At 61.0% G+C, this 18,038-nt stretch carries 16 protein-coding genes; 14 read left to right on the top strand and 2 right to left on the bottom strand.

What is annotated here, in order from left to right; translation table 11 throughout:
• The first annotated feature begins 15 nt into the window (after positions 1-15).
• Genes O8B93_RS19850 through O8B93_RS19835 form a run of 4 tightly spaced genes read left to right on the top strand, consistent with a single transcriptional unit; the run spans position 16 to position 5,294 of the window.
• Positions 16-2,079 carry a hydantoinase/oxoprolinase family protein gene (locus O8B93_RS19850; RefSeq protein WP_269711619.1) on the top strand — a complete coding sequence of 688 codons (2,064 nt, stop codon included), beginning with the start codon at positions 16-18 and terminating at the stop codon, positions 2,077-2,079.
• 11 nt (positions 2,080-2,090) lie between these two features.
• On the top strand, positions 2,091-3,767 hold the full coding sequence (locus O8B93_RS19845; RefSeq protein WP_269711618.1) for a hydantoinase B/oxoprolinase family protein: 1,677 nt from the start codon (positions 2,091-2,093) through the stop codon (positions 3,765-3,767).
• An 8-nt stretch (positions 3,768-3,775) separates the two neighbouring features.
• Positions 3,776-4,582, top strand: a complete 807-nt coding sequence (locus O8B93_RS19840) for an SDR family oxidoreductase (protein ID WP_269711617.1) — start codon at positions 3,776-3,778, stop codon at positions 4,580-4,582.
• Between the two features lie 13 nt (positions 4,583-4,595).
• Entirely contained in the window at positions 4,596-5,294 is a 699-nt protein-coding gene (locus O8B93_RS19835; RefSeq protein ID WP_269711616.1) for an HpcH/HpaI aldolase family protein, read from the top strand.
• A gap of 37 nt (positions 5,295-5,331) precedes the next feature.
• On the opposite strand, the gene O8B93_RS19830 is transcribed toward O8B93_RS19835, so the two are convergent.
• Both O8B93_RS19830 and O8B93_RS19825 read right to left on the bottom strand, forming a co-directional pair.
• Positions 5,332-6,252, bottom strand: coding sequence for an SMP-30/gluconolactonase/LRE family protein (locus O8B93_RS19830; RefSeq protein ID WP_269711615.1), 921 nt, complete (start codon positions 6,250-6,252; stop codon positions 5,332-5,334).
• Positions 6,253-6,283: 31 nt separating this feature from the next.
• Positions 6,284-6,997 carry a GntR family transcriptional regulator gene (locus tag O8B93_RS19825; RefSeq protein WP_269711614.1) on the bottom strand — a complete coding sequence of 238 codons (714 nt, stop codon included), beginning with the start codon at positions 6,995-6,997 and terminating at the stop codon, positions 6,284-6,286.
• A gap of 103 nt (positions 6,998-7,100) precedes the next feature.
• Here O8B93_RS19825 and O8B93_RS19820 point away from each other — a divergent pair, with 103 nt between their 5' ends.
• The 10 genes from O8B93_RS19820 to O8B93_RS19775 are packed head-to-tail and all read left to right on the top strand — an operon-like array spanning position 7,101 to position 18,001.
• Positions 7,101-8,153, top strand: a complete 1,053-nt coding sequence (locus O8B93_RS19820) for a Gfo/Idh/MocA family protein (RefSeq protein ID WP_269711613.1) — start codon at positions 7,101-7,103, stop codon at positions 8,151-8,153.
• A complete protein-coding gene (locus tag O8B93_RS19815) occupies positions 8,146-9,162 on the top strand; it encodes a Gfo/Idh/MocA family protein (RefSeq protein ID WP_269711612.1) in 1,017 nt (338 codons plus the stop codon). Before O8B93_RS19820 ends, O8B93_RS19815 begins: the two co-directional genes overlap by 8 nt.
• Complete coding sequence (locus tag O8B93_RS19810; RefSeq protein WP_269711611.1) at positions 9,159-10,232, top strand: Gfo/Idh/MocA family protein; 1,074 nt, start codon at positions 9,159-9,161, stop codon at positions 10,230-10,232. Before O8B93_RS19815 ends, O8B93_RS19810 begins: the two co-directional genes overlap by 4 nt.
• Before the next feature lie 22 nt (positions 10,233-10,254).
• Positions 10,255-11,526: an ABC transporter substrate-binding protein gene (locus tag O8B93_RS19805; protein WP_269711610.1), complete on the top strand. Its 1,272-nt coding sequence runs from the start codon at positions 10,255-10,257 to the stop codon at positions 11,524-11,526.
• 57 nt (positions 11,527-11,583) lie between these two features.
• Positions 11,584-12,552 carry a carbohydrate ABC transporter permease gene (locus O8B93_RS19800; RefSeq protein ID WP_006313660.1) on the top strand — a complete coding sequence of 323 codons (969 nt, stop codon included), beginning with the start codon at positions 11,584-11,586 and terminating at the stop codon, positions 12,550-12,552.
• Entirely contained in the window at positions 12,545-13,588 is a 1,044-nt protein-coding gene (locus tag O8B93_RS19795) for a carbohydrate ABC transporter permease (RefSeq protein ID WP_174010922.1), read from the top strand. Before O8B93_RS19800 ends, O8B93_RS19795 begins: the two co-directional genes overlap by 8 nt.
• Before the next feature lie 22 nt (positions 13,589-13,610).
• Complete coding sequence (locus O8B93_RS19790) at positions 13,611-14,690, top strand: ABC transporter ATP-binding protein (RefSeq protein WP_269711609.1); 1,080 nt, start codon at positions 13,611-13,613, stop codon at positions 14,688-14,690.
• Between the two features lie 37 nt (positions 14,691-14,727).
• Complete coding sequence (gene araD / locus O8B93_RS19785) at positions 14,728-16,452, top strand: L-arabinonate dehydratase (protein ID WP_269711608.1); 1,725 nt, start codon at positions 14,728-14,730, stop codon at positions 16,450-16,452.
• A gap of 9 nt (positions 16,453-16,461) precedes the next feature.
• Positions 16,462-17,259 carry an NAD-dependent epimerase/dehydratase family protein gene (locus O8B93_RS19780; protein ID WP_269711607.1) on the top strand — a complete coding sequence of 266 codons (798 nt, stop codon included), beginning with the start codon at positions 16,462-16,464 and terminating at the stop codon, positions 17,257-17,259.
• 31 nt (positions 17,260-17,290) lie between these two features.
• Positions 17,291-18,001 carry a ribonuclease activity regulator RraA gene (locus O8B93_RS19775; RefSeq protein ID WP_269711606.1) on the top strand — a complete coding sequence of 237 codons (711 nt, stop codon included), beginning with the start codon at positions 17,291-17,293 and terminating at the stop codon, positions 17,999-18,001.
• Positions 18,002-18,038: the final 37 nt, after the last annotated feature.

Below are 18,038 nucleotides of genomic sequence, written 5' to 3'. Positions count from 1 at the left end.
TCGCTCGAGGGAACAATGGCAAAACTGGCTTTCGATACTGGCGGTACCTTTACCGATTTCGCGCTTCTGGACGACAGCGGCGAACTTCACCTCCATAAAGTGCTGAGCACGCCGAAAAACCCGGCCGAAGCCGTCGTTCAGGGCGTGTCTGAATTGCTCGAAAAGCATGCAGATGCGATCGCTATCGAAAACCTGCAGGTGCTCGGCGCAACCACCGTCGTCACCAATGCCGTTCTGGAGCGCAAGGGTGTCGAAACCGGCTTCGTCACGACTGACGGCTTTCAGGACATGCTGCGCATCCGTAACGAGGGACGTTACGATCTCTACGATCTCAACATCAAATATCCCGATCCGCTCGTCACCCGCGCCAACAGTTTCGGCGCTGAAGAACGTATCGCTGCCGATGGCAAGGTGATGACGGAACTGAAGGAAGACACCGTCCGGGAGATTGCCGGGCGGCTGAAGCAAAAGGGTATCCGATCGGTGGCGGTCTGCCTGCTGCATGCCTACAAATATCCGCAGCATGAGCAGCGCGTTGCCGCCCTCCTGCGCGAGGAAGACCCTGACATCTTCGTGTCGCTGTCTTCCGAAGTCTGCCCGGAAATGCGCGAATTCGACCGCGCCTCAACGACCGTGGTCAATGCCTATACCCGCCCGCAAATGTCCGGCCACGTCGCTCATCTGCAACGGGAATTCGCGGAAAAGGGCATCGACCGTCAGGTGCTCTGGATGACCTCCTCGGGCGGTCTTGTCCCGAGCCGCCGCGCCGCCGAACTTCCCGTCCGCCTGATCGAGTCCGGCCCCGCCGCGGGTGCCGTCGCCGCTGCCGAATTCGGCCGTACCGCAGGTGAAGCGAGCGTGCTTTCCTTCGATATGGGCGGCACCACCGCCAAGCTCTGCCTCATCCCCAATGGCGAACCGAATGTCGGCACTGATCTCGAAGTCGCGCATTACCAGCGCTTCCGCAAGGGATCCGGTTTTCCGCTGAAAATCCAGTCGATCCAGATGATCGAGATCGGTGCCGGCGGCGGTTCCATCGCGGCGAAGAACCCGCTCGGGCTTCTCGATGTCGGCCCGCATTCCGCAGGCGCCATGCCGGGGCCGGCTGCCTACCAGCGGGGCGGAACCGAACCGACGGTGACCGACGCCGATATTCTGCTCGGTTACATGGGAACGGAATCCTTCGTCGGCGGCTCCTTCAAGGTGTCCTGGGATGCCGCCCATGCGGCGATGTCCAAGCTGGCGGCCTCGCTCGATGTCTCCGTCGAGCGGTGTGCATGGGGCATCCACGATCTCGTCAACGAATCCATGAGCAAGGCCGCCGCCATGCATGCGACCGATCTCGGCGTCGATCCGCGCTCGCTGCCGATGGTGGCCTTCGGTGGCGCCGGCCCGGTGCATGCCTATGGCATTGCCCGCAAACTCGGCATCTCGCGCATCATCTGCCCGACCGGCGCCGGCGTCAGTTCCGCCATCGGCCTGTTGATCGCCCCGGTGGCCGTCGATCTCTCTGCTAGCCATCCGATGGCGATAGACGCCTGGGACATCGATGCAATGAACCGTCTGCTTGACGATCTTTCGGCTCAGGGCGCGGAAGTCGTCTCGGCGGCAGGCGTTCCCAAGGAGACGATCAACAATCGTTATACCGTGGATATGCGCCATGTTGGGCAGGGACACGAGATCACCGTGGTGCTTCCAGACCGCACCCTGCCGAAAGAAGTTTTCCTCGAAGAATTGCGCAGCAGTTTCTTCAAGCTCTACCGCGAATTGTTCGGCCGCACTGTAGCCGCACCGCTGGAAGTCATCACCTGGCGTCTGCGCGCCAGCGGCGAGAAGGACCAGGTCACCAGGCCACATGAAACCGTCGTCGCCGAAGCCAGGAAGGGCAGCCGTCAGGTCTATTTCCAGGAGGCGAGCGGCTATGTCGAAACCTCGGTCTACGATCACTACAAGCTACCGGTAGGCCATGAGGTCAAGGGGCCGGCCATCGTTGAACAGCGTGAATCGACGGCTGTCGTCGGGCCAAGCGGCGCCTTCCACGTCGATGCCCACGGCAATCTCGTGATCAATATTCTTTAAGGGACAGTCCGATGTCGAAACCCGCAACCGATTTCAACGATCCGATCAACCTTCAGGTCATCTGGAACCGTCTGATCTTCATCGCCGATCAGGCCGATAACGTGCTTGGCAAGACGGCGTTTTCGCCGATCGTGCGTGAGAACCATGATTACGTCACCGTACTTCTCGACAGCAAGGGCAGGGCGCTGGCGCAATGCACCTGGTCTATTCCGGTCTTCATCACCTCCCTGCCGGCGGCGGCGCAGAAATATTTCCTGCCGAAGTTTCCGGCCGGGATGATGGAAGAGGGCGACGTGCTGGCCACCAACGATCCCGAAATCGGAACAGGCCATCTGCCTGACGTGACGATGATCACGCCGATCTTCAAGAATGGCAAGGTCGTCGCCTATGCGGGGTCTATCGCCCATCTTCCCGATATTGGTGGCACGCCGCTGCATTCGGAAGCCAGCGACATTTTCGCGGAAGGCATCCGTTTCCCCATCGTCAAGCTGCTCAAGGCCGGCGTTCCGAACGAGGATGTGTTCGATATCATCGCAGCCTCCGTTCGCCTTCCCACGGAAGTGCGCGGCGATCTGGAATCGATGATCGCCGCCAATAACGTTATGGGCCGCGAACTGGTCAAATTTCTCGATGAATACGGGCTGGACGATGTCGATGGTCTGGCGGATGCCATTCACACCCGCTCCGAGGCGCAGACCCGCAAGGCGATTCGCGAATGGCCGAACGGCACCTATTCCGCCGAAGTCCTGCTCGATGGTTACGATGTCGACGTCAAACTGAAAGCTTCGGTAATTGTCCGGGACGATTCCATCCATGTGGATTACACCGGAACTTCGGATCAGGTCCTGCACTCCATCAACTGCCGCACGAACTATCGTTACGCCCATTCGGTCTACGCGTTGAAATGCCTGCTCGATGCCGAAACGCCGAATAACGAAGGCTGCATCGTCCCGATCACCGACGAGGCGCCGCTCGGCTGCATCCTCAATCCGCAGGAATGGACGGCCGGCAATTCGCGCAACCTGATAGGCCATGTCATTCCCTCGCTGATATTCAAGGCGCTGGAAGGCATCGTGCCGGAAAAGGTGCTGGGCGACAGCGGCGGCGCGCCGATCTGGGCGGCCAATTGTGTGGGCCAGCGCAATGACGGAAGCCAATATGCCTCCGTGCAGAATTTCCACGGCGGGCAGGGCGCCCGCGCCGAATTCGACGGGCTGGATACGCTCAGCTTCCCGTCCAACTGCAAGGTCACGGCCGTTGAAATGTTCGAGGTCGCCGTTCCCGTCCTGACCGAACGCAAGGAACTGATCGCCGATTCCGGCGGTGCGGGCAAACATCGCGGCGGTCTTGGCCAGCGCGTTATCCTGCGCAATCTCGGCCGCAATGCGATGAACATCTATCTGGCGTCGGAGCGCGTACGTCATCCCTGCTTCGGCGTCGTGGAAGGCCAGAGCGGATCGGCCGGCAAGGTCATGAAGCAGGACAAGCCGCATTTTCCGAAGGGCAAGGTCGTTCTTCAGACGGGCGAGCGTCTGGAAGTACACACACCGGGCGGCGGCGGCTGGGGCAGGGCCAGCGAACGCTCGCGTGAACTGATCGAGCAGGATATTTCCGAAGGGCTGGTAACCGCGAAGGCCGCGAAGGAAATCTTCGGCTATTCTGGCACCATTGCTGCCGCAGCCGAATAGGAGACGACATGGGACTGCTGACTGGAAAGATTGCACTGGTAACCGGGGCCGGCTCGGGCATCGGCCGTGAAACCGCCATCCTGCTTGCCAAAGAAGGCGCGACAGTCGTTCTGACAGGCCGCCGTCTCGATCCGCTGCGGGAGGTCGCGGAACTGATCGAGAAAAACAAGGGCAAGGCCATCGCCCGCACGCTCGATATCGCCTCGCGCGAGGCGATATTCGATACGGTGAAGTCGATCGGCGAGGCCGTCGGTCCCATCGATATCCTCGTGAACAATGCCGGTTCCGCCAGCAAGGTGCTCAATGCCCGCTTCATCAGCGAGGAGGAATGGAACGCCACCATCAACGTCAATCTGACGGCGGTGTTCAACCTGACGCAAGCGGTGCTGCCTGACATGATTGAAAGAGGTGGGGGGACGATTATCACCGTCTCATCACTTGCCGCTCTCAATCCCAACCTTCTGGGAGGCGTGGCCTATGGCGCGGCGAAGGCGGGCGTGAAGAATTTCATGACCTTCCTGCACAATACCTATCGCAATCAGGGAATCCGCGCGACGACAGTCCTGCCGGGCGAGACCGACACGCCGATCATGAACAACCGTGCGCGTCCGCCTCTGAAGGAAGAACGCGCCGTGATGATGGACCCGCATGATGTGGCCCGCGCAATCGTGCTTTGCGCCAGCCTGAACTGCAGCGCCGTCATTCCCGAACTGCACATTTGCCCGACCCGTATGCGCGATACCTCTGAAGATATCGAGATTGCCCGCTGGGTGGGCGCGCCGGACGACACGCCGGATATGCCGAAAAACAACTGAGGGAGAGATTTCCATGAATGGAGCAAAGCTGCGCGCCCGCCTTGCGGCGGGTGAGGCCATCAGCATGTTTACGCCTCACCATACACATTCGGGTCTCTCCGCCCGGCTGGTGGAGCTTGGCGCGGACGCGGTTTTCGTTGATTGCGAACACGGCACCTGGAGCTTCGAGGATGTGCGGGCAACCGGGCAGGTGGTGCGCTCGGCGGGTGGCGCCGCAATCGTGCGTCCGCATTCGCACGAACGGCCGATCATTATCCGCTATCTCAATGCCGGCGCCGATGGGATCATGGTTCCCATGGTCGCCAATGCCGATGAGGCTCGGGCAATCGTCGATGCGGTGCGTTACGCCTTGCCCGCCGACTATGAGAAGCGGCTGGTCATCGCCATGATCGAAACCGTCGACGCGATCGATGCTCTTGAGGAGATGTTGACGGTCGAAGGTATCGATGTTTTTTTCATAGGCCCCGGCGATCTATCGCAGGATATGGGATACCCGCCCGCCCCGCCATTCGGTGAACCGCGCCCTGACGTGGTGATGGACAAGGTGGTTGTCGCCGTGGACAAAATACGCGCTGCAGGAAAGATCGCCGGCACCCTTGCGACGCTGGAGGAGATCCCGCACTGGCGCGAACGTGGTGTGCAGTTCTTCTACGTCCATTCCGATCCATTCCTGCGCCGAGGTCTGGCCGCGGTGAAGAAGGCTCTCACCTGATGTAGAGCGCTCCCCGGCAGGGGTTGGACGGCCAGCGTCAACCCACATCAAAGCGGAAGGGTGCAAATCCTCTTGCCTGTGTCGGGATCATCCACACGCCGCCCGAGAGCGGTGCCTGTTCGAGCCGTTCCGCCGACATGTTGTGGCGGTGCGAGGTGACGAAAAGAGTGCTGAAATCGGGTCCGCCGAAGCAGGGCATTGTCGGGTGCGGCACGGGCATCTTCATCGCGGCGGTCTGTTTGCCGCCATCTTCTGCGAAGACATTCAATAAGCCGGCGGAAACGCCTGCGCTGTAATAGGTGCCGCTGCTGTCGACGCAGCCGCCATCGGGCCGTCCCGTTTCTTCCGTCATCTCTGCTACCAGAACACCCTCGTCGAACAGACCGTTTATTCTGTCGAAATTGCGCCTGCGTATCCACTTCTGCACGGAATCGCTCTGCCACATGATGGAACGATCAGGGGAGAAAGCCAGACCGTTCGGACATGTCAGTCCCGTCTGCATGCGCTTGGCGTTCTTTGCGGTGATCCGCCAAAGTTCGCCGTAAGGCTTCATCTCTGAGAGCGGAACATTGTGCATGGTTCCTACCCAGAAAGCGCCGTCGGGGCCGGTACGGCCGTCATTCAGTCGGCAGGGAATGCCCTCCGGCGCCGGAATGGAGTGGAGGAGACGCGTCCTGCCGCTATCGGGATCGAGGATGACGATATCCATGCCACAGGCGACGACGAGATCGCCATTTTCACAAAGCCCGAGGCTCGACACCGTGTGAGGAAACGGCCATTCGCGATATCGGCCGGGCTCAAGTGCTGCGGACCGCACCGTCTTGCCGAGGATATCGCACCAGAAAAGCACCTGCCGCCGCTCGTCCCAAACAGGGGATTCCGCCAGCGTGCTCATCGTGTCGCACAGAAGTTTTGCCTGCGACATGGCAAGGGCTTGTTCGGGATTTGCCGTATTCATGATGCTCAAACCGTTGAAATGATACCGCAGCCTATTCGAAATAGTCCTGGTGGTTCTCGAAGACCTGCGAGAGAATGCCGAGGACGCGCCTCAGGTGCTTGCGCAATTCTTCGGCCGCGAGGGTTTCGTTCCCGGCCTTGACCGCGCTGTACACCGCCTCATGTTCGGAAAGCAGTCGCGCCATATGCGCCTCGTCGGTGATGGCGAGCGCACGCAGGCGGTCAAGTCCGGCCTTTTCGCGGATCAGCAGGGTCTCCAGTCTTTCCAATCCCGTCGCGGCCGCAAGCGCGCTGTGGAACTGGTCGTCATGCACCCGGAAGGCCTTTCGGTCTCCCCTGTGCATGGCCGCGCGCTGGCCGCTCAGGGCGTGTTCGATCTCCTGTTCGGCTTCCGGCGTAATGCCGATCTGGCACAACCTGCCAACGGCAGCCACCTCCAGCGCCTCGCGGATGAACTGCGCACTGCGGATGTGCTTTTCCGATAATTTCGAAACATAGGTGCCGCGGCTTGGCAAGGTTACGATCAGGCCGTCGTCTCTCAGCCGGCTGAGCGCCTCACGCACCGGGGTGCGGCTGGAACTGAAGGATTGCCCGATCTCGTTTTCCGAGACCGCCTGACCGGGGAAAAGCTCCCGCGAAAGGATGGCGGATTTCAGCGCGGAATAGATCTGGTCGACGACCGGACGGTTGAGGTCCAGTCGCTCCATCGTCGGCACGGTGCCGCCTGTCACGGGAATTTTCGGCATATACCCTCCAGCGTTTTCATAACCGGTATACCGGAACACAAGTCTGTTGACAACCGGCATACCGGTATGCAATTGATCGCGCATTGGGAAGGAGGCTCCCGAAATGCAAAATATCAAGACCTGCGTCATCGTTGGTGCCGGAATGGTGGCGAAGACGCATGTGCTCGCCTGTGCGGCAAGTCCGGAAAAAATTCGTCTGAAGGGCATCGTTGATGGCAGTTCCGGCCGCGCCAAGGCGCTGGCCGCCGAAGCGTCGAAGCACGCCGGATACGAAGTTGCGGTTTATTCTTCGATCGAAGATGCAGCGCGCGATGCGGATGTCGATTTCGCCATCATCGCGACGCCGCCAAATGCCCGCATCGATATCGTCGGACAGCTTGCGAAAGCCGGCAAACACATTCTGATGGAAAAGCCCGTCGCCCGTAACACTGAGGAAGCCGATGGTCTCGTCGCCCTCTGTCGCGACGCGGGCGTTACGCTCGGCATCATCTTCCAGCACCGCATGCGGGCGGCATCGCAAAAAGCCCGTGAACTGGTCGACGGCGGTACGCTCGGGGCGCTTGGTCTCTGCGAAATTTCCGTGCCATGGTGGCGCGCCCAATCCTATTACGACGAACCCGGCCGCGGCACGCTTGCGCGCGATGGCGGCGGTGTTCTGATCTCCCAGGCAATCCACACAATCGATTTGGCATTGAGCCTCACGGGGCCGGTCGCACGGGTTCAGGCCATGGCGGCCACGACGCGTTTTCACCGCATGGAAACCGAGGATTATGTTTCTGCCGGTCTGCGCTTCAAGAATGGCGCCGTCGGTTCGCTCGTTGCGAGCACCGCGAGTTTCCCCGGCGCGGCGGAATCGATCCTCCTGCATTTCGACAATGCCAGCCTGCGGCTCGCCTCCGGCCTGCTGCATGTCGACTGGCGCGATGGCCGGCAGGAGACTTTTGGTGGCGCGGCCGCCGGCACGGGCGGCGGTGCCGACCCCATGGCTTTCACGCATGAATGGCATCAGGGCGTCTTCGAGGATTTCGCAGACGCCATCTCTTCAGGACGCCCGCCGGTCGTCACCGGTGAAGCGGCTCTTTTGTCTCACAGATTGATCGACGCGATCATCAACTCGGCCGATACCGGCAAGGAAGTGGAACTGCAGGATGACTAAAGCAATCAAGTTCGTCGCTCTTGGCATAGAGCACCGGCACATTTTCGGCATGGCCCAGAACCTGCTGGACGCCGGCGCGGAATTTGCCGGCTGGTGGACCGAAGGTGAACCGGATGTCGTGGAAGGCTTCGTCAAGCGCTTCCCGGATGTGCCGCGCGCAGCATCGAAAGAAGCGCTTCTGGCAGATGGCAGCATCGATCTCGTCGTCATCGCCGATATTCCGTCCAAGCGTGCCGATCTCGCGATTGCCGCCATGGAAGCCGGCAAGGATGTCATGTCCGACAAGCCCGGCTGCACCACCTTCGAACAGCTTGATCGCCTTCGCCAGACCGTGGCAAAGACCAAGCGCATCTGGACCGTCGATTTCTCCGAGCGGTTTGAAGTTCCAAGCGTGACCAAGGCGGCTGAACTCGTCGCGCAGGGCGCCATCGGCCGCGTCATCCAGACCGTCGGTCTCGGCCCGCATCGCCTGAACCGCCAGATCCGTCCGAAGTGGTTCTTCGAGCGCGAAGCCTACGGCGGTATCATCACCGATATCGCCAGCCACCAGATCGATCAGTTCATGTTCTTCACCGGCTCGACTGAAGTGGAGATCGTGGCCGCCACCGTTGCCAACTATGCAAACCCCGGCGATCCGGGCCTGCAGGATTTCGGCGAAGTCGTGTTGCGCGGCGACAAGGGCCACGGCTATATCCGCGTCGACTGGTATACGCCGGATGCGCTGCCGACCTGGGGTGACGGCCGCCTGACCATCCTCGGCACCGAGGGTTACATCGAACTGCGCAAATATGTGGATGTCGGCAACACCGAAGGCACGGACCGCCTCGTTCTCGTGAACGGCGACCGCTGCGAGTACATCGACGCTTCCGATGCCGGTCTGCCCTATTTCGCCCGTATCTGCGACGATATCCGCAACCGCACCGAAACGGCGATGACGCAGGAGCACGTCTTCAAGGTCTGCGACCTGTCGCTGCAGGCACAGGCCAAGGCTGAGGGGGCATCGAAATGATCGGTGTTGCCATCATTGGCGCCGGTATCGGCGCCCAGCATCTGAGCGGTTATCGGGCCCTGCCGAAGCGCTTCGTCGTCAAGGCGATCTGCGATCTCGACCTGGAGCGCGCCCGCTCTGTTGCTGGTGACGATACCTCCATCCGCCTCACCACCGATCTCGACGAGGTTCTGGCAGATGAGAGCATCCAGCTCATCGACGTCTGCCTGCCGCCGCACCTGCATTTCCCCGTGACGCTGAAGGCGCATGCGGCGGGCAAGGACGTGGTCTGCGAAAAGCCGCTCGTCCGTTCGCTCGAGGAAGCAAATGCGCTGATCGAATCCGTCAAGAAGACCGGCCGCGGCGTGTTTCCGGTCTTCCAGTACCGTTTTGGACAGGCCATGCGGCAGCTGCGCGCGCTGATCGACGCCGGTCTTGCCGGCAAGGCCTTCGTCGCGAGCTCGGAAGTCCACTGGAACCGTGGCGCCAGCTATTACGACATTCCGTGGCGCGGTACGTGGAAGGGCGAGTGCGGCGGCGCGATCCTTGGCCACGCCATCCACGCGCATGATCTTCTCTGCCACGTTCTCGGCCCGATCGAAGAAGTTTTCGCGATGGCCGATACGCGCGTCAACACGATCGAAACCGAAGACTGCGCAGCCCTCAGCTTCCGCATGAAAAGCGGTGCCCTGGCGACGAGTTCTGTTACACTCGGTGCCGCCGAAGACACGTCGCGCCTGCGCTTCTGCTTTGAAGGTTTCACCGCCGAAAGCGGCACGCTGCCCTATCGCCCGGCTGAAGATACATGGCGTTTCATCGCCCGTGCACCGACGACGCAGGACCAGATCGACGCCGTTCTGGCAACGGTGGCCGATGGCGAAAACGGCTTTGCCGGTTTTGTCGAAGCCATTGCCGACGCGATGGAAGGACGCGGCGGCAAGGAAGTGACCGTTAATGACGGCTTGCAGTCCATCGAACTTGTCACCGCCATCTATCGCTCGGTCCGGGAAGGAAAGCCGGTTCGCCTGTCCGACGCCGCCGAAGGCGAGTGGATCAAGGGCTGGGCTCCGCGCGCATCCGCCAACGCATAATCATCTAAAGGGAGGAAACCAGATGACCAGAAAATACAGCATGGCACTGGCGCTCGCCATTGGCGCGGCGTCCTTTGCCGGTGCCGCGCAGGCGGCCCAGGAAGTGCGCTTCACCTGCGCTTATGACGGAAACGGCTGCGAAATCCTCAAGGACATTCTCTCGCGTTACGAAAAGCAGCATCCGGACGTCAAGATCGTCACCGACGTCGTGCCCTATAAGGCGCTGCTGGAAGGCCTGCCCGTTCAGCTCGCCGGCGGCAGCGGCCCTGATTTCGCGACGGTGACCGACCTCGGCGGTCTCAACCGCTATTATCTCGATCTCACGCCCTATGTGGACGCGAAATATTGGGAAGACAACTTCTCCAACGTGCTGAAATGGTACCGCAGCGGCCCTGACGACAAGGGCATCTACGGCATGCATACCCAGCTCACCATCACCGGCGCCTTCATCAATCGCACCCTGTTCGATCAGGCCAATGTGGCCGTCCCCGGCAAGGATGCGACGCTGGACGATTGGGCAAAGGCAGCTAATGCCGTCGCCAAGGCAACCGGCACGCCCTATCCGATGGCAATCGACCGTTCCGGCCACCGTATTGCCGGCCCGGCCATTTCCTACGGCGCGAAGATTTTCGACGCCGATGGTAAGCCCATTCTCGTCGATGAAGGCTTCACGACCTTCGTGAAGAAATTCGTCGAATGGAACAAGGACGGCACCATGGCGCGTGACGTCTGGGCCGGGCAGGGCGGCAATACCTATCGGGACGCCGCACAGGAATTCATCAACGGCCAGCTCGTCTATTATTACTCGGGCAGCTGGCAGACCGCGCGTTTCGACAGCCAGGTGGGTGATGCCTTCGACTGGGAAGTCGTGCCGCAGCCCTGCGGCGGTGCTGCCTGCACCGGCATGCCCGGTGGAACCGGCGTCGTCGGCTTCAAGCAGACCAAGAACCCGAAGATCGTTGCCGATATCCTGAACTTCCTTGCTCAGGATGAGAATTATCTCGACTTCACAGTTCGCACCCGCAACGTTCCGGCCAACAAGTCCGTGGCTGACAAGGGCGTGACCTATACCGGTGCAACGCCTGCGACGCAGAAGGCCATGAATGCCTGGCTCGATCAGATCCCCGGCCTCAGCCCGATTGCCTATGCCTATCAGGGCTACAAGAACAACCGCGCCATGTTCAACATTTCCGTCCAACGCATCACGCAGGCCATCGTCGGTGAAAGCACCGTTGATGAAGCCATGGCCCGTGCGAAGACGGACCTTGAGGAAGCGTTGAAACAGGCGAAGTGATCCATCGCCTTCCGGCGTGGCGCATGCCGCGCCGCGCCGGATCGAAGGAGGACCCTCATGTATAAATTTCTTGCGCCCGTCATGGGCATCGTCGAATTGCCCTTTGCCTTCCTGCAGAAGGTTCTTGGCCACCGGCGGATCGCCTGGGTGTTTCTGACGCCCAACCTGATCCTGTTCGCGGTCTTCGCCTTTCTGCCGATCGCGCTGAACATGGCCTATTCCGTGACCGGCAGCGAACATATCTTGCTTTCGGAGCGCCCTTCCGTGGGCGGCGAAAACTTTTCGGTCCTTCTCTCCTGTCAGAATTACCTCGATCCCAATTCCTGTCAGCGCGACCTGTTCTGGCGCTCCGTCTGGAACACGCTGTTCTTCGTCGTGCTGCAGGTGGGTTTCATGGTCGGCTTTTCACTGATCACGGCCGTCGTGCTCAACCGCGATATCCGGGCGCGCGGCTTTTTCCGCGCGGTGTTCTTCTTCCCGGTTCTGCTGTCGCCCGTCGTGGTCGCGCTGATCTGGAAGTGGATTCTCCAGCGTTTCGGCGTTCTCAATGCGGCGATGGAGGGGCTCGGCCTCGGCTCGGTGGACTGGCTGCTTGAAGCCAATCTTGCCTTCGGCTGGTCCGTCTTCCTGTCGGTTTGGGCGCATATGGGCTTCTATACGCTCATTCTTCTTGCCGGCCTTCAAGCGATCCCGCGTGATGTCTACGAGGCGGCGCAGCTCGACAAGGCCAGCCCGTGGCGCATCTTCCGGCGCATCACCCTGCCGCTGCTTGCTCCCACCATGCTCGTCGTTCTCGTCCTGTCGCTCATCAAGGGCGTGCAGACCTTCGATGAAGTCTTTGCCTTCACGGGTGGCGGCCCGGGTTCGGCGACCACCTTCATCATTCAGTTCATCTATCAGACCGGCTTTGCCGGGACGCCCCGCAATTTCGGCCTCGCGGCTGCCGCTTCGCTGCTGCTCGCCGTGGTTCTCGTGGTGCTGACCGCCCTGCAATTCCGGGCAAACAGGAGCAAGGTCGATGGCTAGGATTGGCGCATTTCTGACCCGTACCCGCGGCCGCAACGGCAAGCTGCACTGGACCGACTGGCTGTCCTACGCCTATCTTGGCGTGGCCGTGCTGATGATGTTCGGTCCCGTCGTCTGGCTGGTGCTCTCATCGTTCAAGACGGAAGCCGACCTCCAGCGCTTCCCGCCGCGCCTTTTGCCCTATAGCCAGGAGACCGTTGTTGTGGATGGGCAGGCGGCGCCGCTGCCGGCCTATGTCGACAAGGACGGTCGCACGTTCGGCATGATCAGACGCATCGGCCTCGTGGCCCAGGTGGTCGATCCCGCCAAGCCAGCGGAAGTGCTGAAAATGCAGTTCAACGAGCTGAAGCCGGCCGAAAAAGTGGCGCTTGCGACGGAAAACTACACCGAGCTTTTCCAGCGTTTCAATTTCCCTCTCTATTTCTGGAACTCGACCTTCATCACGGTGACCTCCACCCTCATCATGCTGATCGTCAATTCCATGGCGGCCTTCGCGCTCTCGAAATACGAGTTCAAGGGCAGGGGTGTGGTGCTGGCGCTGGTCGTCGGCACATTGATGATCCCGCAGACCGTCGTGCTCGTGCCGCTGTTTCTCATCACCAGCCAGCTCGGCATGATCAACAGTCTCTGGGGCGTCATCATTCCGGGCGCCGCGACGCCCACCGGCGTCTTCCTGCTCCGGCAATATATGCTGACGATCCCGGACGAAATCCTCGATGCGGCGCGCATGGACAAGGCCAGCGAATGGAAGATCTACTGGCGCATCATCCTGCCGCTGTCGGCCCCGGCGCTCGCCGTTCTGGCGATCCTTGCTATCATGTGGCGCTGGAACGACTTCCTCTGGCCGCTGATCGTGCTGACCCGCAACGACAACTTCACCCTGCAGCTGGCGCTCAACTCCTTCCAGGGGGAGATGACGACGGAATGGAGCAACCTTCTGGCCATGACGGTGCTGACACTCGCCCCGATCGCGCTGGTCTTCATGTTCCTGCAAAAATACATCGCCACCGGCATTGCGTCGACGGGCGGCAAATAATCCTCAGGGAGGAAACACGACAATGGCAAGTATTCAGCTTCGTCAGGTCAAAAAGACATATGGTGCCCTCGATGTTATCAAGGGTGTCGATCTCGATATCAAGCACGGCGAATTCTGCGTTTTCGTCGGCCCTTCCGGCTGTGGCAAGTCCACCCTGCTGCGGATGATCTCGGGTCTCGAGGAACTGAGCGGCGGCGATATCGTCATCGGCGGCGACGTGGTCAATACCGTGCCGGCCGCGGATCGTGGCCTTGCAATGGTCTTTCAGTCCTATGCTCTCTACCCGCATATGACCGTGCGCGAAAACCTCTCCTTCGGACTTGAGAATATCGGCACCCCCAAGAAGGACATCGCCGAGAAGATCAGCCAGGTCGCCAAGATGCTGCAGATCGACCAGCTGCTGGAGCGTCGCCCGAAGGACCTGTCGGGTGGTCAGCGTCAGCGCGTCGCCATCGGCCGCGCCGTGGTGCGCGAGCCGCGTGTGTTCCTTTTCGACGAGCCGCTTTCCAACCTCGATGCGGAGCTGCGCGTCGATATGCGCGGCGAGATTTCCAGCCTGCACCGGCGGCTCGGCAATACCATGATCTATGTCACGCACGATCAGGTGGAGGCCATGACCATGGCCGACAAGATCGCCGTTCTGCGCGCCGGCAAGCTCGAACAGTTCGGCGTGCCGCTCGATCTTTATAACCGCCCGGCCAATCTCTTCGTGGCGGGCTTCATCGGTTCCCCGAAGATGAACTTCTTTGCCGGCGAAGTAACGTCGGACGCAACGCCGTCCCTGAAGATCGCCACCGGCGAACTCATCCCCCTGCCGCGGACCGGTTTTGCCTACAAGCCCGGCCAGAAAGTGACACTCGGTATCCGTCCAAACCATGTGCAGGCCGGTGGCGAAGGCGCACTGACCATGTCTGTGCGCACCGCCGAACAACTGGGCGGCGAGTCCTATCTTTACGGCACCCTCGGGGATGGCACCCGGGTGACGCTGCATCTTTCCGGCCAGACCTCGACATCGGCGGACGAAGTCATCCGCCTGTCGGTGCCGCTGGAACACATCCATCTTTTCGACACGACGAGCGGGCTGACGCTCCGGCAGGACTGACAGCCCTAGGCGCAACCCGTAACGCAGGACCATTGACATGACCGATAAAAAACTCCGTTCCGACCGCTGGTTCGCGCCTGACGACCTGCGCAGCTTCGGCCACCGCTCGCGCATGATGCAGCTTGGTTATGCGGAGGAGGATTTTGTCGGCAAGCCCGTCATCGGTATCCTCAACACCTGGTCTGAGCTCAATACCTGTCATTCGCATTTCCCTGAACGGGTGAAGGATGTGAAACGCGGCGTGTTGCAGGCTGGCGGTTTCCCGGTCGAAATGCCGTCGCTCTCTGTGGACGAGAGCTTCACCAAGCCGACATCGATGCTTTACCGCAACATGCTGGCAATGGAGACGGAGGAGATGATCCGCTCCCATCCGCTCGACGGCGTGGTGCTGATGGGTGGTTGCGACAAGACGACGCCGGGCCTCGTCATGGGTGCGATCTCCGCCGGTGTGCCGATGATCTATCTGCCCGCCGGCCCGATGCTGAGCGGAAATTATGCCGGCAAGGTTCTGGGCTCCGGTTCGGACGCCTGGAAATATTGGGATGAGCGCCGCGCAGGCAATGTCACGGACGAGGAATGGCGTGGCGTGCAGGGCGGCATCGCCCGCTCTGCCGGTGTCTGCATGACAATGGGCACGGCCTCGACCATGACGGCCATTGCCGACGCACTTGGCATCACGCTGCCCGGCGCCTCTTCAATTCCGGCGGTCGATTCCGAACATCAGCGCATGTCCGCAGCCTGTGGCCGCCGCATTGTCGAGATGGTTTCGGAAGACCTGACACCGGACCATATCCTGACGGCGGCAGCTTTCCGCAACGCCGCCATCGTCGCGATGGCGACGGGTTGTTCCACCAATGCCGTGGTGCACCTGATCGCCATGGCGCGTCGCGCTGGTGTGCCGATGACGCTGGACGAGCTGGACGAGCTTGGCCGCGTTACGCCGCTCATCGCCAATGTCCGCCCCTCCGGCAAGGACTATCTGATGCAGGATTTCTTTTATGCCGGCGGCCTGAGGGCGCTGATGAAGCAGCTGGAAACTCGTCTCGACTGTTCCGTACTGACCGTGACTGGCCGCAGCATGGGCGAAAATCTCGAAGGTGCGAAGGTCTATAATGACGACGTCATCCGCTCGCTCGATAATCCGGTCTATGCGGAAGGCTCGCTTGCGGTGCTGCGTGGCAATCTCTGCCCTGACGGCGCCGTCATCAAACCAGCGGCCTGCGATCCAAAACTGCATGTGCATGAGGGCCCGGCGCTGGTGTTTGACAGCTACCCCGAGATGAAAGCCGCCATTGACGATGAGAATCTTGATGTAACGCCCGACCATGTGCTGGTGCTGCGTAATGCCGGTCCGCTCGGCGGTCCGGGCTTTCCGGAATGGGGCATGTTGCCTATCCCAAAGGCGCTGATCAAAAAGGGTCATCGCGATATGCTTCGTATTTCCGATGCCCGCATGTCCGGCACGTCCTATGGCGCCTGCGTGCTGCACGTTGCGCCGGAAAGCTTCGTCGGCGGCCCGCTGGCGCTCCTGAAAACCGGCGATATCGTACGCCTCGACCTGCCGCAGCGTCGCCTCGACATGCTGGTCAGCGAAGAAGAAATCGCCAGCAGGCGTGCCGCTTGGCAGGCGCCTGCACCACGTTATGAACGCGGTTACGGTTATCTCTTCTCCAAGCACGTCACCCAAGCCGATCAGGGTTGCGACTTCGACTTCCTGCAGACGGATTTCGGCCGCACCGCCGGCGAGCCCGATATTTTCTAAGGACGCGAAATGTTGAAGCGATTGCTCATCACCGGTGCCGGCGGCAAGCTGGGCAGCATGCTGCGCAGACGGCTTGGCCATGTCGCCGAGACCATCCGCCTTTCCGATGTCGTTGACCTCGGTTCGGCCGCACCTCACGAGGAACTCGTTTCCTGCGCGCTTGAAGACGAGCAGGCGGTGCACGATCTCGTCAAGGGTTGCGACGGCATCGTCCATCTCGGCGGTGTATCCGTCGAGAGGGCGTTTGACCCGATAGAGGCGGCCAATCTGCGTGGGGTATACAATCTCTATGAGGTGGCACGGCTGAACGGCATGCCGCGCATTCTTTTCGCCTCCAGCAACCACACGATCGGTTATTATCCGCAGGGTGAGCAGCTTGCCCCTGAGACGCCCTTTCTGCCGGACGGTCTTTATGGCGTCTCGAAGATTTTCGGCGAGGCGATGGCGAGCCTCTACCATTCCAAATTCGGCCAGGAGACGGCGATTGTCCGCATCGGCTCCTGCGAAGAAAAACCCTCCAACTGGCGGATGTTGTCCACCTGGCTCAGCTATGGCGACTTCGTCTCGCTGATCGAGGCCACATTCCGCGTGCCGAAGCTCGGATGCCCGGTCATCTGGGGTGTTTCGGCCAATGACGACAGCTGGTGGGACAATTCCCATGTCGATTTTCTCGGCTGGCAGCGGCGCGACAATGCCGCACGCTACCGGGCGGAAATCGAACGTGATGTGCCGCGCCCCGACCCGGAGGCTGCGATCGCGAAATATCAGGGCGGCATTTTTATCGATGAGCCCATTCACAGAACTTGAAACGCATCTATCCGGCCATTGGGAGACAGATATGAACAATGAAACGCGCGAAAAACTGTTGACGATTTCCGTCGCCACGCTGGCGACGGCGCTTTACAAGCGCGGCCTGCGCAACCAGGTCATCCAGGGCGTGCGCCCGCTGGGTTACAAGGGCAAGAATATGGTCGGCCCGGCCTTTACCCTGCGTTACATGCCGGCCCGCGAGGATCGCAACCAGCTGGTGGAATTCCGCAATCCCGCCCATCCGCAGCGCGTCGCCATCGAAACCTGCCCGCCCGGCCATGTGCTTGTCATGGACAGCCGCAAGGATCCCTCCGCCGCCTCGGCGGGCGATATTCTGGTCACGCGCCTGATGGTTCGCGGTGGTGCGGGCATCGTTTCCGATGGCGGTTTCCGGGATGCGGCCACCATTGCCGAGCTGGATATTCCGGCCTACCACACCCGGCCCTCCAGCCCGACCAACCTCACCAAACACGAAGCGATCGAGATCAACGGCCCGATCGGCTGCGGCGACGCGCCGGTTTTTCCCGGCGACATCATCGTCGGCGATGCGGATTGCGTCATCGTCATCCCCGCCGGTATCGCCGATGAAGTGGCGACGGAAGCAGTGGAAATGACGGCTTACGAAGATTTCGTGGTGGAACAGGTCAAGGCAGGCCAGACGATCATCGGCCTTTACCCCTGCACCAAAGACGAGCATCAGGTCGCCTTTGCCGCATGGCGCAAGCAGCACGGACGCTGATCGTTCTCAAGGCTAGTCGAATTCATTGACGGGCGTC

This window comes from Martinezella rhizogenes, from assembly GCF_027460065.1.
Taxonomy (GTDB): domain Bacteria; phylum Pseudomonadota; class Alphaproteobacteria; order Rhizobiales; family Rhizobiaceae; genus Agrobacterium; species Agrobacterium rhizogenes_C.
The sequence above is the reverse complement of the archived record's forward strand: the minus strand, read 5'-3'. Positions and strand labels throughout refer to the sequence as shown.

What these genes read in the sequence shown, in the direction of transcription:
- O8B93_RS19850 (WP_269711619.1), top strand. Translation starts at nt 16, where the DNA reads ATGGCAAAACTGGCTTTCGATACTGGCGGTACCTTTACCGATTTCGCG.
- O8B93_RS19845 (WP_269711618.1), top strand. Translation starts at nt 2,091, where the DNA reads ATGTCGAAACCCGCAACCGATTTCAACGATCCGATCAACCTTCAGGTC.
- O8B93_RS19840 (WP_269711617.1), top strand. Translation starts at nt 3,776, where the DNA reads ATGGGACTGCTGACTGGAAAGATTGCACTGGTAACCGGGGCCGGCTCG.
- O8B93_RS19835 (WP_269711616.1), top strand. Translation starts at nt 4,596, where the DNA reads ATGAATGGAGCAAAGCTGCGCGCCCGCCTTGCGGCGGGTGAGGCCATC.
- O8B93_RS19830 (WP_269711615.1), bottom strand. Translation starts at nt 6,252, where the DNA reads ATGAATACGGCAAATCCCGAACAAGCCCTTGCCATGTCGCAGGCAAAA.
- O8B93_RS19825 (WP_269711614.1), bottom strand. Translation starts at nt 6,997, where the DNA reads ATGCCGAAAATTCCCGTGACAGGCGGCACCGTGCCGACGATGGAGCGA.
- O8B93_RS19820 (WP_269711613.1), top strand. Translation starts at nt 7,101, where the DNA reads ATGCAAAATATCAAGACCTGCGTCATCGTTGGTGCCGGAATGGTGGCG.
- O8B93_RS19815 (WP_269711612.1), top strand. Translation starts at nt 8,146, where the DNA reads ATGACTAAAGCAATCAAGTTCGTCGCTCTTGGCATAGAGCACCGGCAC.
- O8B93_RS19810 (WP_269711611.1), top strand. Translation starts at nt 9,159, where the DNA reads ATGATCGGTGTTGCCATCATTGGCGCCGGTATCGGCGCCCAGCATCTG.
- O8B93_RS19805 (WP_269711610.1), top strand. Translation starts at nt 10,255, where the DNA reads ATGACCAGAAAATACAGCATGGCACTGGCGCTCGCCATTGGCGCGGCG.
- O8B93_RS19800 (WP_006313660.1), top strand. Translation starts at nt 11,584, where the DNA reads ATGTATAAATTTCTTGCGCCCGTCATGGGCATCGTCGAATTGCCCTTT.
- O8B93_RS19795 (WP_174010922.1), top strand. Translation starts at nt 12,545, where the DNA reads ATGGCTAGGATTGGCGCATTTCTGACCCGTACCCGCGGCCGCAACGGC.
- O8B93_RS19790 (WP_269711609.1), top strand. Translation starts at nt 13,611, where the DNA reads ATGGCAAGTATTCAGCTTCGTCAGGTCAAAAAGACATATGGTGCCCTC.
- araD (WP_269711608.1), top strand. Translation starts at nt 14,728, where the DNA reads ATGACCGATAAAAAACTCCGTTCCGACCGCTGGTTCGCGCCTGACGAC.
- O8B93_RS19780 (WP_269711607.1), top strand. Translation starts at nt 16,462, where the DNA reads ATGTTGAAGCGATTGCTCATCACCGGTGCCGGCGGCAAGCTGGGCAGC.
- O8B93_RS19775 (WP_269711606.1), top strand. Translation starts at nt 17,291, where the DNA reads ATGAACAATGAAACGCGCGAAAAACTGTTGACGATTTCCGTCGCCACG.